This is a genomic window from Paenibacillus sp. SEL3 (assembly GCF_054602585.1).
In genome coordinates this window covers 2,141,689-2,155,975 of record NZ_CM137725.1, presented here as the reverse complement: position 1 = coordinate 2,155,975, position 14,287 = coordinate 2,141,689, and the positions used below count along the sequence as shown (strand labels likewise).

Genomic DNA, 14,287 nt, shown 5'->3' with positions numbered 1-14,287 from the left:
AGATAGAGCTGTTTATAACTATGCTAAGAAGGGCAGGAACGCTCTGTATGAACAGAAAAATCGGGGTTAGGCTTGTAAAATGTCTGGTTGCGGGTGCAGCGCTGGCTGTGTTGCTGCCGCAGGCTGTGGAGTGGGGCAGCAATGTGTATGCGGCGTCGATCAAGCCGGCTCCATCGGTATCATCGCAGCAGCTTCAGAACAAGCTTTTACAGGCAATGGCTACGCGGAGTGAAACGCTGACCTTTACATATCAAGGGCGAGTGAACGGTCTCAAACAGCAATTACAGACGGCCATCCAACAGGCCATGGAGAGCGATCCGTATGTGAATTATACGATCAAAAGCTACGCATTCAGCTATACAGGCACAACGACCTCCGCTCAGGTTACGATTCGTTTAAGCTACCGGGAGACGAAGGAACAGACAGCTTATGTGGATAGCACAGTTAAAGCGGTGCTGGGGGATATTATTACGAAGGGAATGACGGATCATGAGAAGGTGAAGGCCATCCATGATTGGATCGTCGTTCGCCTGAAGTATGATGAAGCACAGCAAAAGTACACAGCCTACGATGGCCTGAAAACGGGAAGCACGGTCTGCCAGGGTTATTCACTGCTAGCCTATAAAATGCTGGAACGTGCAGGCATTACGAATCGGATTGTGGAAGGTAGAGCAGGGGGACAGCTGCATGCATGGAATCTTGTTTTATTAGATGGTCGATGGTATCACATGGATACGACATGGGATGATCCAACCCCAGATCGCGCGAACGAAGTAAGCACTTCATATTATCTGCTGACGGATACCGAAATGCGGCGGGATCACTCATGGGTGAAACCGTATCCTCAGGCGAATACATCGTATCGGGAAACCTTATCAGCACTGGTAGCTGCCGGAGGATCAAAGGCTGCTGTGTATCAAAAACTGTACAATACCCTCGAATATCCGCTGCAAGATGGTAAGGGTCTGGTTAAATCATCCGCCGACATCAAGGAACAGGTGCGTAAGATTGTAAATAAGGGAGGGACGACGCTTACCTTCGCCTATCAGGGAACAGAGCGAAGTCTCAAGGAGGATTTACAGTCCTTATATCAACTCGGCTTAAAATCCATTTCTTATCAGATTACGGACCTTGGAAGTACCGGCAATCTTCGGGTAACCCTGAAATGGACCTAATCATCTGCTGTAAAAAGCTACATTAACAAAGGAGTATTTTATTTATATGCACAGGCGTTCCTTTACCTATTTGCTTGGCACGCAGACCATGTCCAATGCGGCCGACATTCTTTATATTATGGCACTTGTGTCTTTGGTTTTTCATGAAACAGACTCCATCTTCTCTTCGGTGCTCGTTCCGTTGCTGCGAATGGGGGCACAGATGATCAGCGGCTTTTTAGCACCGCTCATTTTGGCCCGATTCCAGCTTCCTTTTATTTTATTCGTTTCTCAGTTCGGGCAACTGGCTTTCTTTGCTGTTCTGCTGGGCCACTTGTGGTCAGCAGGCACGGAGCCGATATGGGTGATTGTGTTTACGTTGGTGGCAGCCATGTCCTTTCTGGACGGATGGACTACGCCTGCGCGTAATGCGCTGATTCCTCGCCTTGCGTCCGGGGAAGGACTTATGCGGGCAAACAGTCTGGTATCGGTCAGCGATCAGACGGTGCAATTAGCGGGGTGGGGGCTTAGTGGTGTGCTCGTAGCCATGCTAGGTTCGGAAAAAACACTACTGGTTGCTGGCGGATTATATATGATAGCCATGATCTTCACCAGCCTGATTCGAGATCCACTAGAGGGCAAAGCTCATTATTTGCTGCAACCTGGAACAAGGGTGCGAGGTGGAGATGTCTCAGTTTTCGAAGCTCTAACTGAACCCGGGCAAGGGCATCATGACTTGCCTCCTGCACAGTTGGAAGATACACTATATGGCCCGGAATCTGAGAGCCCCACACTACCTCCCAAGCGTAAAAAGGAAATACTTCGTGAAGGCTGGAGCCTCATCGGAGCCAGTCGCAGACTGAAAGCTCTTATTTTTATGGATATGATTGACCTTCTAGGGGGTTCGGTTTGGGTAGGCGCGTTCACGCTTGCTTTCGCTCAGCAGGTCTTGCACAAAAGTGAGGCATGGTGGGGATACATCAATGCAGCGTATTTTGCAGGAGCGATTGGCGGCGGTATCGTGGTCCTCGCCTGCGTCAAGTATTTGCAGCGCAGACTGCTGCCCGCCATGTTGGCGGGGATGGCAGGTTATGGGCTGCTGACAGCTTGGTATGCACTGAACACATTACCGCCACTAACGCTGCTTATCGTGCTGTTGATGGGACTACCTGCGGAAATGTCCGTCGTATCCCGCCGTACGATGATGCAAATGAGTGTGTCTGTACATGATTTGCCTAAGGTGCTGTCCGCCCAGGCTACGCTGACAAGCCTAACGTTTTGTATTTCGCTGCTTTTAATGGGCTGGATTGCAGATCATTTGGGTATCGTTAATTTGTACTTGTTTTCAGCAGGGTTGACGCTGATTGCTGTCATATACGGTATTTTTAGTCGTCGTGCCTTATCTATGTCTTTATCAGCTGAAGTAGCTGCTTCTTCCAAATAAACAGAAAAAGAAATAGAAAAAGAAAAGGCCCGTCTCCGGGCATATACAGGTGAACATGCGGATAAACAGTCTTGGACCAGGTTTACCAGCGTGTTCTCCCTGATATGTGGAGACGGGCTTTTTTTAATGTCTTCTATTATTTATCCGAAGAAGCATCCGGGCTCAAATCACATTCTTTTAATGGCACGATTTTAGTACGTTTGGTCCATTTGTAGCCGAGCCACAGCAGAAGGAATAGCGGCACACTCATGTACGTAGCGATCATCGTTTTCCAGTCAATCTCCTGTCCGGTGAAGGCATCCGCCCCTTGCCCGATAATGACAATGATACACAGAGCGAAGGCGAACAACGGGCCAAATGGGAACCAACGGGCTTTGTATGGAAGCTCACTCAGACTGTGACCCTGTGCATTAAAGGCACGGCGGAAACGATAATGGCTGACTGCAATTCCGACCCACGTAATAAATCCGCACATTCCAGAAGCATTCAGCAGCCAGTTATAGACTACACCGTCTCCATACAGGGAGGCGAGAAAGGCTAGCATACCGACAGCGGTCGTGATCAGCAGCGCGTTCATAGGAATGCCGCGTCTATTGATACGTCCGAGGAAACGCGGGGCTTTACCTTCTCGTGCCAAAGCGTACAGTACCCGAGTGGCCGCGTACATACCCGAGTTACCTGCCGACAATACGGAAGTCAAAATAACGGCGTTCATAACAGAGGCAGCAATCGCAAGCCCTGCTTTTTCAAATACGAGCGTGAACGGGCTGACCCCGATATCACTGATATCTCCACGCAGCAGATTCGGATTGGTGTACGGAATGATCAATCCAATCACGAGAATTGCGAGAATATAAAAGAACAGGATGCGCCAAAAGATTTGACGGATGGCGCGCGGCACATTTTCACGCGGATTTTCGCTCTCTCCTGCGGCTACCCCAATCAGCTCCGTTCCCTGAAAGGAAAAGCCCGCTGCCATGAATACACCCAGTACAGCAAAGAATCCACCATGGAACGGGGCGTCTCCTACCGTGAAGTTGGCAAAGCCGACCGCAGGACCACCCATAATGCCGAAGATCATCAGCACACCTACAGTCAAAAAGATGACCACAGTCACAATTTTAATCATGGCGAACCAGTATTCAGACTCACCGTAGCCTTTGACGGTCAACGCGTTCAGTGCGAAGATTACGGCCAGGAATAACAGACTCCACCAGGCAGAGTGACTTTCCGGGAACCAGTATTTGATCAGCACGGTCGCTGCTGCCAATTCGGCAGCAATCGTCACCGCCCAGTTGTACCAGAAGTTCCAGCCCATGGCGAAACCAAAAGCCGGATCGACGAAGCGACCTGCATAGGTGTTAAAAGAGCCGGATTCAGGCATAAATGTAGCCAACTCACCGAGGCTGGTCATAAGGAAGTAGACCATGAGGCCAACTGCTGCATAAGCCAGCAGGGCACCACCGGGTCCAGCTTCGGCAACTGCGCCTCCACTGGCGAGGAACAGACCTGTTCCGATAGAACCGCCGAGGGCGATCATCGTCATATGGCGGGCTTTGAGACTTTTACGCAAGGTTCCGTCAGATGTTGCTCTGTGTTGCACGTTCAAACACTCCTTCATGAAATTGTATTTCATGTCAGGGCAAGAGCTAGAAGGAGGGGGAGTATATAAATCAAAAAACCGCAGGGAATACGCCTGCGGTTTTGTCTATGCATTCCGCACCATACCTTCTTCTATAACAAGATAGCTCAACACACGTGTCTGTGTTAGGACAGCGTGTGACAGTTCTGCTCCTTTCGGTTAGCAGCCCCAGCATTCGGAGTATTTACAAAGAGTCAGCTCCGCATACTTCGGCGGGTGTACCTTTCCACTGGAATCTCAGACGGCTCTTATCGTCTCCTCCGGTGTACCGATTACATCCGCGACCTCTACCTCATCATAAAACAGGGTTGATGAGGTGTATGACATGATATTTTATTGTATAGCGAATTACAGTATATCGTACCTGTACATCTTCTGACAATCGACAATTTTTTGAAAATCACTCGTAGAATCTTAAATTAAGAGTTCCGCTTGGCCATCTGCTGCCAAACTGTGCCCGCGGCTTGTTCGCCTGATTCGATGCGTTCCAGCGCCATTTTAGCCTGTAGACTGACCTCGAATTCGGGATCATCGACCGCCTTCTCCAACGCATCACGCGCATCCTCGGTTCCCACCTCGTATAAAAAACGTGCCGCCCGCCAGCGTACCAACTTGCTGCTATCCGACAGGGCTCCGATCATTGCACTGGTAGCGACCGGATCGCCGATGTCCGACAACGTGTCGCCTGCGGTGCGGCGTACTGCCGCTGAAGGATCGCGCAGCGCCTCGGCTAGCAGTTCCATCGCTTCCGGAGAGCGAATATCGCCCAGATAGACCACGCCCAGCCGCCGCAGCTGCATTTTATCGTCATGCAGCGCTTGCCGGATAAGCGGCAAATGCTCGGGCGTCGGTTCCAGCCGATCCAGCGCAGCGTAGCGTGTGCGCCAATCCCCGTGCTGCAGGGCCTGCTCCAGCTCGGCATCACTCCACTCGCGGCGTTCCTCCACGAATTCGCTGTTGTTTGCACCGTGGGCAATCGCTTGTTGGATAATCTGCTCCAGCCGCTCTTGTGGAAAGGCTGCCTCCAGTTCCTGCTCAACCTCACGTGCAATGTCCGGCAGTTCACCATAGCGGACGCCGTAATCACTCAGCTTGCGTTCCTTAATCAGCGTTGCACTCGCTACACGGGTAACGGCCTGCACAAAGCGGTCGGACAAGGAGATTCGTTCCTCCTGCTGCCCTGCCTTGACTCGAATTTGCATAGGAAGGCCGCGAAAAAATTGCACAAAAACCTGTGCCTCGCCAAACGCTTCTCCAGAGGTTTCCTCTGGCAAATCCCAATTGGCGTCAGCGCCTTCCTCGCCTAGCTGATCTCGGACTTGACCCAGAATGGTAGACCAATCTGCATTCCCTTTGCGGTCAAGGGCTACAAAATCGGTCGTGTGAAACACGCTTTTGACCCCTTCAATGCCCAGCATGCGCCGGATAAATGGGGGAGCGGAACGCTCATTGTCTCGTGTATATGTTCTGCGGATACCCGCTTCCAGTCGCTCATCCAGATGCAGCATCATGGTGTTCGGACTGGGAGTTGGCTCGATAGATGTTATTTTCATAGCTCAGTACAGCCTCCTGTTCAAAAGTTCTCCATATATAGCTTATCTGTATTGTAACTCATTCTGCGAATGTCTCCAAAGAGAAGTTCGCGTTTCACAGGAAAATGCAATGACATATATCACGATGATTCATATAAACATGGCTGATGAATATGGAGGTTTTTTTAATAAAAACAGGATGCTATATAAGCCGAACTCGAAAAATTAACATGAAACGGAGTAGGCGGAATGGTGCTGTACAAGCGTAGCGGTCGCTTTTGTCCCCGGATTTCTACCCTAATCATAGGCTTTATTCTAGAAATCTGGGGGCGATGGGAAGCACCATCCGAATGAGCAGGGAGGCGATAAATCCCACAGACAGAACTGCCGCCAGCAGCATAAATGTAGTCATCTGATTGCCGCCATTCCCCATCAAACGAATGGAGAGCATAGGAGCTAGACTTGTACCGGCAAACAGGATGAAGGTATATAGTGAGACAGCTATTGCTCTCGCTGCACCGCCGAGCTGGCCGACGATTGCTATGAGTGAAGGAACACTCAGGGCAATGCCGCTGACAAAGCATACACTCAACACCACGATAGTCATAAGAGAGTGTGTCATTCCCATCAGCGCCAAACTCAGAATGGAAAGAATAAGAGCTGTACGTAATATAAGGTGCACACCGTATTTCTGGGCTAGCTTTCCTGCGAATGGTGAAAGGAGCATGCCGATGATACCAGCGGATCTGACATAAAGCATCTGTCGGCTATTCAGGCCAAATTCAGGGCCGCCAAGATAGTTACCCAAAACCGTATACATGCTCACAAAGGACATCAGGAGAACAAAAGCAACCGTGTAGCTTAACCATAAAGGATACGAGCGCAGAACGGTCTCCAACTGACTGAAAGCTGCCCAAATGCGAACATCTCGTTGAGGGGAGGGGGTTTTAGGTAGGAAAAAAAGGACGATTAGGAAGGTAATTGCATACAAAATGCCTAGCATCCGAAATACCGTATTCCACCCCATTTGTTCGCTAATGACAATACTAAATACCTGACCAGCAATACCCGCTACTAGAAAACCGGTGCTGATAAAGCCGATAGCTGTTACCCGTTTTTCGGCCGGAAACATATCGACGGCGTATGCGAGAGCAACGGGGGAAAAGGTGGCTGCAGCCAAACCTTGAAGCAAGCGCAGTGTAACTAATACAGAATATTGACTGGTTAAGCTGATGGATAACGAAATAATCGTTAATGCGAGCAGTCCGATGACGATAACCTGCTTTCGTCCAAAGCGGTTAGACAATCCACCATAAACAAGACATCCCGCCGCAAAGCCTAAGGAAAAGATACTGCCCGGTAGGGCTGCTTCGGCAAGCGTTTTTCCAAACACTTTAGCAAAAAGAGGGACCAAAGGGATCGTCACATACAGGCTGGACATAACGGCAACCGCTGACCAGCATAGGATTACAGTCATCCATGCATAAGGGAGAGCCACATTTTCTTTCTGTATAACGGTATGATTGGTTCGTAATTTACTCATCAATTGAACACTCCTTGATCATAAAATAAGTGGCTTGGTAATACACGAAATTAAATATATTAGGTAACCTAATTATATGTTTAAAAAAAATTTATCTGCCCACCCCCAATCTGTTTTCCATATGATGATGGATTTTTTCTATAATCCGCGAAAAAACGACCTGCTCCTCAGGCTCCAAAATACTCGCTAGAGAAGCACAGGAAGACCAAAATACAGGAAGCACTTGCTGTACAAGATGAGATCCCCCTTCTGTAATGCGCACATGAATTTTGCGTCGATCTGAGGAATTATGTTCTCTGATAATCCAGCCTCGTTGCTCTGTCCAGTCTAGGAGAGATGTAACAGATGCACGACGAATTCCCAGACGGTCGGCAATCATTGAAGGGCTCATCTGAGCCTGGGATTGGTGTAGTGTCAACAGCAACAATAAATCTAGCTTACTCTCTGTCAGGCCATAAGCAGCTAGATCCAAATCTATTGCGTCGAGCGTATTATCACCCGTCCATAGCAAGAAGAGACCAATACGGGCGAGTTGTCGATTCGTTTCTGCAAGAGCAGTTTGATCCATTAGCTCCAGATAAGGTTCTGGACCCAGACGGGGAAGAGGTTGCTGGACGGTGTCCCGCATACTTTGTTTTGGTGGCATACATTCACTCTTTTCATATAATTAGGTTATCTAACTATATATCAATATAACGTATTGAAATGCATAAGACAATATCTAAAAAGAAATACGGCTATATTCAATGCAGAAGCAGGGTTAAAACTCGGAAGAATGAACCAAACTGTGAATAGGTTACCAAAATGCGCCAATAGATAAGTGAAGGAGGCGTTCCGATGTTCCGCAAGCAGGAAAGAACGCTCATTATTGTATGTATAGTAATTGCGGCCATTATGCTATATGCCGTAATTAAAAGCATAGCTCGCTTGACTCCTTAGTTGGTAATCCAGAGTGATCCGCGATGTTTAAAATGTGAAATGAAGGAGTGAAACCCATTTGTCTTCACTGGACCCTGTATTACTAAGCCGGATGCTGACCGGAATTACCCTGTTTGTTCATATCGTATTTGCATCTATCGGCGTCGGCGTACCCTTAATGATTGCACTAGCAGAATGGCGCGGGCTGCGAACTGGTGATCCGCATTATACCCTGCTGGCCCGACGGTGGGCGCGAGGGTTTGTCATTACCGTTGCCGTGGGTGTCGTTACAGGTACCGCCATTGGTTTGCAGCTCAGCTTGCTTTGGCCCACCTTTATGCGAGTGGCTGGACAAGCGATTGCACTGCCTCTGTTTTTGGAGACGTTTGCTTTTTTCATCGAAGCTATATTCCTGGGCATCTATTTGTATACTTGGGATCGGTTTAAAAGCAAATATTTTCACCTGATGCTGCTCATCCCGGTAGCGATTGCCTCATCTGCATCAGCGGTTTTTATTACGACTGTGAACTCGTTCATGAACCAACCTCAAGGCTTTACACTCAAAAATGGAGTCATGACAAATATTCATCCCATCGAGGCCATGCTAAATCCGGCTACGCCGACCAAAGTTTCTCATGTACTGGCTTCCTCGTATACATTGAGCGCTGGGGTGCTGATGGGACTGGCTGCTTACAGTATGCTGCGGGGACGTAATCACGCTTATTTTAAAAAGGCGCTGAAGCTCACTGCCACCTGTACCATTGTGTTTGCCATCAGTACAGTGATGATTGGAGATGCATCCGGTAAATTTCTGGCCAAATATCAGCCGGAGAAGCTGGCCGCCGCCGAATGGCATTTTGATACGATGACGCACGCGCCCTTCGTATATGGCGGATACATGGATAAGAACGGTGAAATCAAATATGCCCTGAAAGTGCCTTATGCACTTAGTGTGTTGGCCGGGAACCTGCCCAGTACGGAGGTCAAGGGATTAAATGATTATCCCGTAGATGAGCGTCCGCCCCTGTCTATCCATTATATGTTTGACCTCAAAATCACCACAGGGGTGCTGATTCTCGTCATTCCGCTGTTGTATCTGATCCGCAAGCGTTTGCCAGGTCGCAAACCATACCCCAGATGGCTGCTGTTGGCGCTCATTCTGGTGGGGCCGATGGCGATGGTAGCTATTGAGCTCGGATGGATGTTCGCGGAGGTCGGTAGACAGCCGTGGATTTTACGCGGATATATGAAGGTGTCCGAAGCAGCAACCACTTCTACGAGTGTTGGGTGGATGCTGGTGTTGTTTGTTATTTTGTATCTGGTGTTGTGCTTCTCGGCCATTAAGGTACTCAGCAAGCTATTCCGCAATAAGGATGCGGTGGAAGAGATAAGACAGCTCGGCCTGGAAGGGGCTGATGGTAAGTGAGCTATGAAATTGTAGGCATCGCCATTTTGTGGACGTTCCTGTTCGGATATTTGCTTATAGCATCTATTGATTTTGGTGCAGGGTTTTTCAGCTTTTACAGTGTGTTAACAGGCCACCAGAACAAAATCCACAATATTATTCAACGGTATCTATCCCCGGTGTGGGAGGTAACAAACGTATTTCTCATCTTTTTTGTGGTGGGATTAAACGGGTTCTTCCCGGATGCGGCATATTACTATGGTACGGCGTTACTCGTTCCCGGCAGTATTGCGATTGTACTTCTCGCCATCCGGGGAGTGTATTATGCATACAATACGTATGGGCATTCCGGCACCAATAATATCGTCTACATGGCGTTGTACGGTGCGACAGGGTTACTGATTCCGGCGGCACTGTCGACGGTCCTCGCTATATCGGAAGGCGGCATTATTGTGGAGAACAGTACAGGTGTGCACCTGCAATGGGGGCAGCTATTAAGCAATCCCTACACGTGGGCGGTTATTTTTCTGGCGTTGGTAAGCGTACTGTATATCTCGGCGATGTTTTTGGCCTATTATGCCAAAAGGGCAGGAGACAAGGTCGCTTTTGAAATCGTACGAGGATATGCACTGCTTTGGAGCGGTCCAACGATTGTTGCGAGTCTGCTCGCATTTTTTCAGATTAACAAACAAAATCCAGATCATTTTACCAATATGCTGAACATAGCCTGGATGTTTGTCGCATCCTTCATATGCTTTGCGGGAGCAGTTTATCTGGTATGGCAGCGGCGGCATCTAGGGGTTTCGTTCATATTGGTGATGCTGCAATTTGCATTTGCCTGGTATGGCTACGGCCGCTCGCATCTCCCGTATGTTCTGTATCCCTACATTAATGTCTACGACAGCTTTACAAATTCTACGATGGCGTATGCGTTGATTACGGCGTTTGTTGCGGGTCTGCTGGTGCTGATCCCTTCGCTGATCCTGATATTAAGATTGTTTCTGTTCGATGCAAAATATGTGCGCGGACATGAAGGGAAGAAAGGGTGAGTTAGAGTGGCTGCTTTCGAGCATTTTACGATTATGTATGAGTCACCTATCATTATCGTCGTGGCGATTGTGTTTTTGTTTATTTATTCGGCACGCTTTAAAAATCCACAAGATTGACAACAACAGGTGGAACAGGCCTTCCTGATTGATCCGGGAGGTCTGTTTTTGCTGTATTATCGCAGAATTTCCTTTACAGACGTGATTGAATTATACTTTACATAGATCAGGATGTTGCATCATTTTATGTTCACACTCGAATGACAATATATAGTTAAATTGAACCGCTGCATTTTTTGGAGAACGGGTTCATCAGGGAGGGAGCTGCATCATGCCCAAAGTTCGCTTTAACAATATGGATCATGTAAATACCGATAAAACCATCAAGCAATTCAGACAATGGCGGCAAGAGCGACGCAGCAAAATAAAGGATTATACGTTCGTTGTGCCAAACCATCCCCCGGAGCTGGAGTTTCTGCATAGCAATCGGGAGATGGCGACAGCCACCTGGGTGGGACATTCCACCTTTTTCATCCAGTATCTTGGGCTGAATATCATCACCGATCCGGTGTGGGCAGAGCGTATGGCTTTTGATAAAAGGTTGGCCCCGCCCGGCATTCGCATCCAGGATGTACCACCACTAGACATCATTCTGCTGTCTCATTCACACTATGATCATTTACATTTAGAATCCTTACGGAAATTATATCGTGCCAATACGCTGATGCTTGTACCCACAGGGTTAAAGGCAAAAATGATCCGCAAAGGTTTTCGTAACTGTCATGAGCTGCAATGGTGGGAGCATTTTACGGTAGGAGGGGTACGATTTACATTTGTTCCAGCCCAGCATTGGACACGACGCACGCCGTTTGATACGAACACTTCGCATTGGGGTGGATACGTTCTGCAAAGTGAACAGCAGGTGATTGGCTCTGCCACGTCCGTCACGGAATCTCATCCTCATACGAATACAGATTCAGAGCATACACCGACGTTGTATTTTGTGGGAGACACTGGATATTTTCGTGGGTTTAAGGAGATTGGCGAGCGCTTTGCCATTGACCTGACCTTTATGCCGATTGGCGCGTATGAACCGGAATGGTTCATGACCTCGCAGCACGTGACACCGGAGGAGGCATTGCAAGGGTTTGTAGATTGCGGCGCAGATCAGATGATTCCGATGCACTACGGAGCCTTCAAACTAGCGGATGATACGCCAAGAGAGGCGCTGGATCGTCTCGAAGCGGAGCGTGAGCGTATGGGTATTGCGAAGGAACGCATTCATGTTCTAGGGCACGGAGAGACGCTGAAAATTGGACGTCGCTGCTCAACTACAATCTGAGAGATTCGACATCATCCTTATATAAGAGGATTTTGCAAAATCCTGATAAACAAAGCGGCTCGGCGGACAATTAATTTTGCCTGCCGAGCCGCCTTTTTTGGTTTTTAGCTATAATGCAGGATTAAACGGCTTCGGAATCACTTGCCAAAGAGGAATCGCTGTTGGCGATGGGATGACGAACGATTTTAACTTCATAGAACGTGATTTTATTTTCAATAATATAGTCCGGAATTTGACGATGGCTATGGGATTCGCGGAATGCTTCACTTTTCGTCCAGCCTTGGAAGTTCTCTTTTTCTTTCCAACGTGTACTGATCGTTACTTCCTCATAATCCTCCGTGTTTTCAGTCAGCAGCACTTCCAGACCGAGAAAGCCTTCCATTTTTTCAACTTTTCCTTCTTTGTTAAATCTTTCGATGAGTAGATGTGCATTGCCCGGTGTGATTTTAGATGTATTTGTTACGATAACCATATTAAATTCCTCCTGAATGATGTGGTATGGTCGGTATAATAACCGGATAGCCATCCTCAAATTTGATGGTAGCGTTCATTTCATAAATGTCGCGAAGAAAAGCAGACGTCAAAATCTCATGGGGTTCGCCGGCAACGGCGATTCGTCCCTTTTTAAGCGCAATCATATGATGACAATAGGCCGCAGCTTGCTGCAAATCATGCAGTACCATAACAATCGTCAAGCCGGACTCGTGATTGATACGCCGCAGCATATCCATAACTTCAAATTGGTGGGCGATATCCAGAAAAGTAGTCGGTTCATCGAGCAAAAGAATACCTGTTTGTTGGGCCAAAGCCATTGCAATACGCGCTTTTTGTTGTTCACCTCCTGATAGAGTATGGAACATTCGATCTGCATAGGGCTTGATGCCCGTGATCTTCATGACATGGTCTACGATTTGCTGGTCCTGTCCGGTATGGCGTACCCTCAAGCCCTTGGCATGAGGAGATCTTCCGTAAGCGACCAGCTCGCGGACCGTCAATAACGGCAGCATATCCTTCATTTGCGGTAGCATTGTAATCGTCTGGGCAAAATCACGCCGCTTGTATTCCTGCACAGGCTTGCCCAGTACGGAAACCTGACCCTGATCCTGCTTGAGCAACCGGGTCATAATCCGCAAAAGCGTGGATTTGCCTGAACCGTTCGGCCCGACGATCGCGGTGAGCTGACCAGCAGGCAAGGTGATATTCACATCGACCAGCTTGAAATACCCACGTTGTAAGGAGATATGCTCACCCTGAATGGCTGTCATCCGAAATTCCCCCGTTTCTTGAGTAAGATTAAGAAGAACGGTGCCCCAATGAAGGCCAGCAAAATACCTACAGGCAGTTCAATCGGGTCAAACCAGGATCGCGCCACCGTATCTGCGAGAACAACCAGCGTTCCGCCGCCCACAATGGAAAGGGGAAGGAGGAAACGATAATCTTCCCCGATTAGCAGCCGTATGACATGGGGAACGACCAGTCCTACAAAGCCGATCAACCCGGCTACACTGACTGCTGTACCGGCGAGCAGGGCAGAAAGCAGGATAATGAGCATACGTTGAAGCTCTACTCGCTGGCCCAGTAGCTGTGCTGAATCGTCGCCCAGTAGCAGTAAATTAGCAGGTTTAATCGCAAAGAAAGAGGCGATTAATCCAATGATGGCGTAAGGCGCCATGAACTCCAGATGATGCCAGCTTCTTCCGTTTAATCCGCCGGATAGCCAAGGAAGAACGGCCTGTACGCGGTCGCTGAACATGACCATTACGCCGTTGGTGAGTGCGCCCAGCAGCGCATTGATCGCAACGCCAGCCAGCACAATTTTGACAGGCGACGCCCCTCGGTCCCAAGCCAGCAGATAAATGACGATTGCGCTCAGAAAGGCTCCCAAAAAGGCGGTTATCGGAAGAAGGTAGCTAAGCTGGGGAAGCATCACCATCGTAATGACGGCGGCCAGTCCACCTCCAGCCGATACACCAATAATGCCAGGGTCAGCCAATGGATTTTTCATGACACCTTGAAGAAGGGCTCCGGAAGCTGCAAGACAAGCTCCTACCAGTAAACCTACTAATACTCTGGGTAGCCGGAGATCCATCAGGATCGTGCGATATGTAGATTCATCATTATGTAGCAAAACATGATTGATTTCTTGAAGTGGAATCGACACCGAACCGTAGGCCAGACCGTACACAGAGACGGTCAGCAGTAGAATCGGAAGAGTAATCCAGGCGATGGTGCGTCTTCTGGCGCGCTGTAGTTTGTTCATT

13 protein-coding genes and 1 riboswitch are annotated in these 14,287 nt (G+C 48.6%); of the genes, 6 read left to right on the top strand and 7 right to left on the bottom strand.

Features of this window, described 5'->3' with window-relative positions; all coding sequences use genetic code 11:
• The first annotated feature begins 47 nt into the window (after positions 1-47).
• Together ACYCS5_RS10205 and ACYCS5_RS10200 are read left to right on the top strand one after the other, a co-directional pair.
• On the top strand, positions 48-1,175 hold the full coding sequence (locus ACYCS5_RS10205; protein ID WP_029519208.1) for a transglutaminase domain-containing protein: 1,128 nt from the start codon (positions 48-50) through the stop codon (positions 1,173-1,175).
• A 46-nt stretch (positions 1,176-1,221) separates the two neighbouring features.
• Positions 1,222-2,598 carry an MFS transporter gene (locus ACYCS5_RS10200; RefSeq protein ID WP_029519207.1) on the top strand — a complete coding sequence of 459 codons (1,377 nt, stop codon included), beginning with the start codon at positions 1,222-1,224 and terminating at the stop codon, positions 2,596-2,598.
• 136 nt (positions 2,599-2,734) lie between these two features.
• Here the strand turns inward: ACYCS5_RS10200 and ACYCS5_RS10195 are convergent, their stop codons facing one another.
• From ACYCS5_RS10195 to ACYCS5_RS10180, 4 genes are all read right to left on the bottom strand, one after another.
• The gene (locus tag ACYCS5_RS10195; protein WP_029519205.1) at positions 2,735-4,201 is read right to left on the bottom strand and encodes an amino acid permease; all 1,467 of its coding nucleotides are present in this window, start codon (positions 4,199-4,201) and stop codon (positions 2,735-2,737) included.
• 134 nt (positions 4,202-4,335) lie between these two features.
• A riboswitch (Lysine riboswitch) is annotated at positions 4,336-4,538 on the bottom strand.
• A 121-nt stretch (positions 4,539-4,659) separates the two neighbouring features.
• The gene (locus tag ACYCS5_RS10190) at positions 4,660-5,793 is read right to left on the bottom strand and encodes a virulence factor (RefSeq protein WP_318628076.1); all 1,134 of its coding nucleotides are present in this window, start codon (positions 5,791-5,793) and stop codon (positions 4,660-4,662) included.
• A 289-nt stretch (positions 5,794-6,082) separates the two neighbouring features.
• Positions 6,083-7,315 (bottom strand): MFS transporter, encoded by a 1,233-nt coding sequence (locus tag ACYCS5_RS10185; protein ID WP_459761001.1) that lies wholly within the window; start codon positions 7,313-7,315, stop codon positions 6,083-6,085.
• Positions 7,316-7,406: 91 nt separating this feature from the next.
• Complete coding sequence (locus ACYCS5_RS10180; protein WP_029519201.1) at positions 7,407-7,961, bottom strand: MarR family winged helix-turn-helix transcriptional regulator; 555 nt, start codon at positions 7,959-7,961, stop codon at positions 7,407-7,409.
• Positions 7,962-8,312: 351 nt separating this feature from the next.
• On the opposite strand from ACYCS5_RS10180, the gene ACYCS5_RS10175 reads away from it, so the two are divergent.
• The 4 genes from ACYCS5_RS10175 to ACYCS5_RS10160 all read left to right on the top strand — a co-directional run bounded on the left by ACYCS5_RS10175 (position 8,313) and on the right by ACYCS5_RS10160 (position 12,026).
• Entirely contained in the window at positions 8,313-9,659 is a 1,347-nt protein-coding gene (locus tag ACYCS5_RS10175; protein WP_069012158.1) for a cytochrome ubiquinol oxidase subunit I, read from the top strand.
• Positions 9,656-10,687: a cytochrome d ubiquinol oxidase subunit II gene (locus ACYCS5_RS10170; RefSeq protein ID WP_029519198.1), complete on the top strand. Its 1,032-nt coding sequence runs from the start codon at positions 9,656-9,658 to the stop codon at positions 10,685-10,687. The genes ACYCS5_RS10175 and ACYCS5_RS10170 overlap by 4 nt, the downstream gene beginning before the upstream one ends.
• A gap of 6 nt (positions 10,688-10,693) precedes the next feature.
• The gene (gene cydS, locus ACYCS5_RS10165) at positions 10,694-10,804 is read left to right on the top strand and encodes a cytochrome bd oxidase small subunit CydS (RefSeq protein ID WP_007432143.1); all 111 of its coding nucleotides are present in this window, start codon (positions 10,694-10,696) and stop codon (positions 10,802-10,804) included.
• A 211-nt stretch (positions 10,805-11,015) separates the two neighbouring features.
• Positions 11,016-12,026, top strand: a complete 1,011-nt coding sequence (locus tag ACYCS5_RS10160) for an MBL fold metallo-hydrolase (RefSeq protein WP_459761000.1) — start codon at positions 11,016-11,018, stop codon at positions 12,024-12,026.
• A gap of 121 nt (positions 12,027-12,147) precedes the next feature.
• On the opposite strand, the gene isdG is transcribed toward ACYCS5_RS10160, so the two are convergent.
• From isdG to ACYCS5_RS10145, 3 genes are read right to left on the bottom strand one after another with little or no spacing between them, the layout of a single operon-like run.
• On the bottom strand, positions 12,148-12,498 hold the full coding sequence (gene isdG / locus ACYCS5_RS10155; RefSeq protein WP_029519194.1) for a heme oxygenase: 351 nt from the start codon (positions 12,496-12,498) through the stop codon (positions 12,148-12,150).
• Position 12,499: 1 nt separating this feature from the next.
• On the bottom strand, positions 12,500-13,291 hold the full coding sequence (locus ACYCS5_RS10150; RefSeq protein ID WP_459760999.1) for an ABC transporter ATP-binding protein: 792 nt from the start codon (positions 13,289-13,291) through the stop codon (positions 12,500-12,502).
• A complete protein-coding gene (locus ACYCS5_RS10145) occupies positions 13,288-14,286 on the bottom strand; it encodes a FecCD family ABC transporter permease (RefSeq protein WP_459760998.1) in 999 nt (332 codons plus the stop codon). The genes ACYCS5_RS10150 and ACYCS5_RS10145 overlap by 4 nt, the downstream gene beginning before the upstream one ends.
• Position 14,287: the final 1 nt, after the last annotated feature.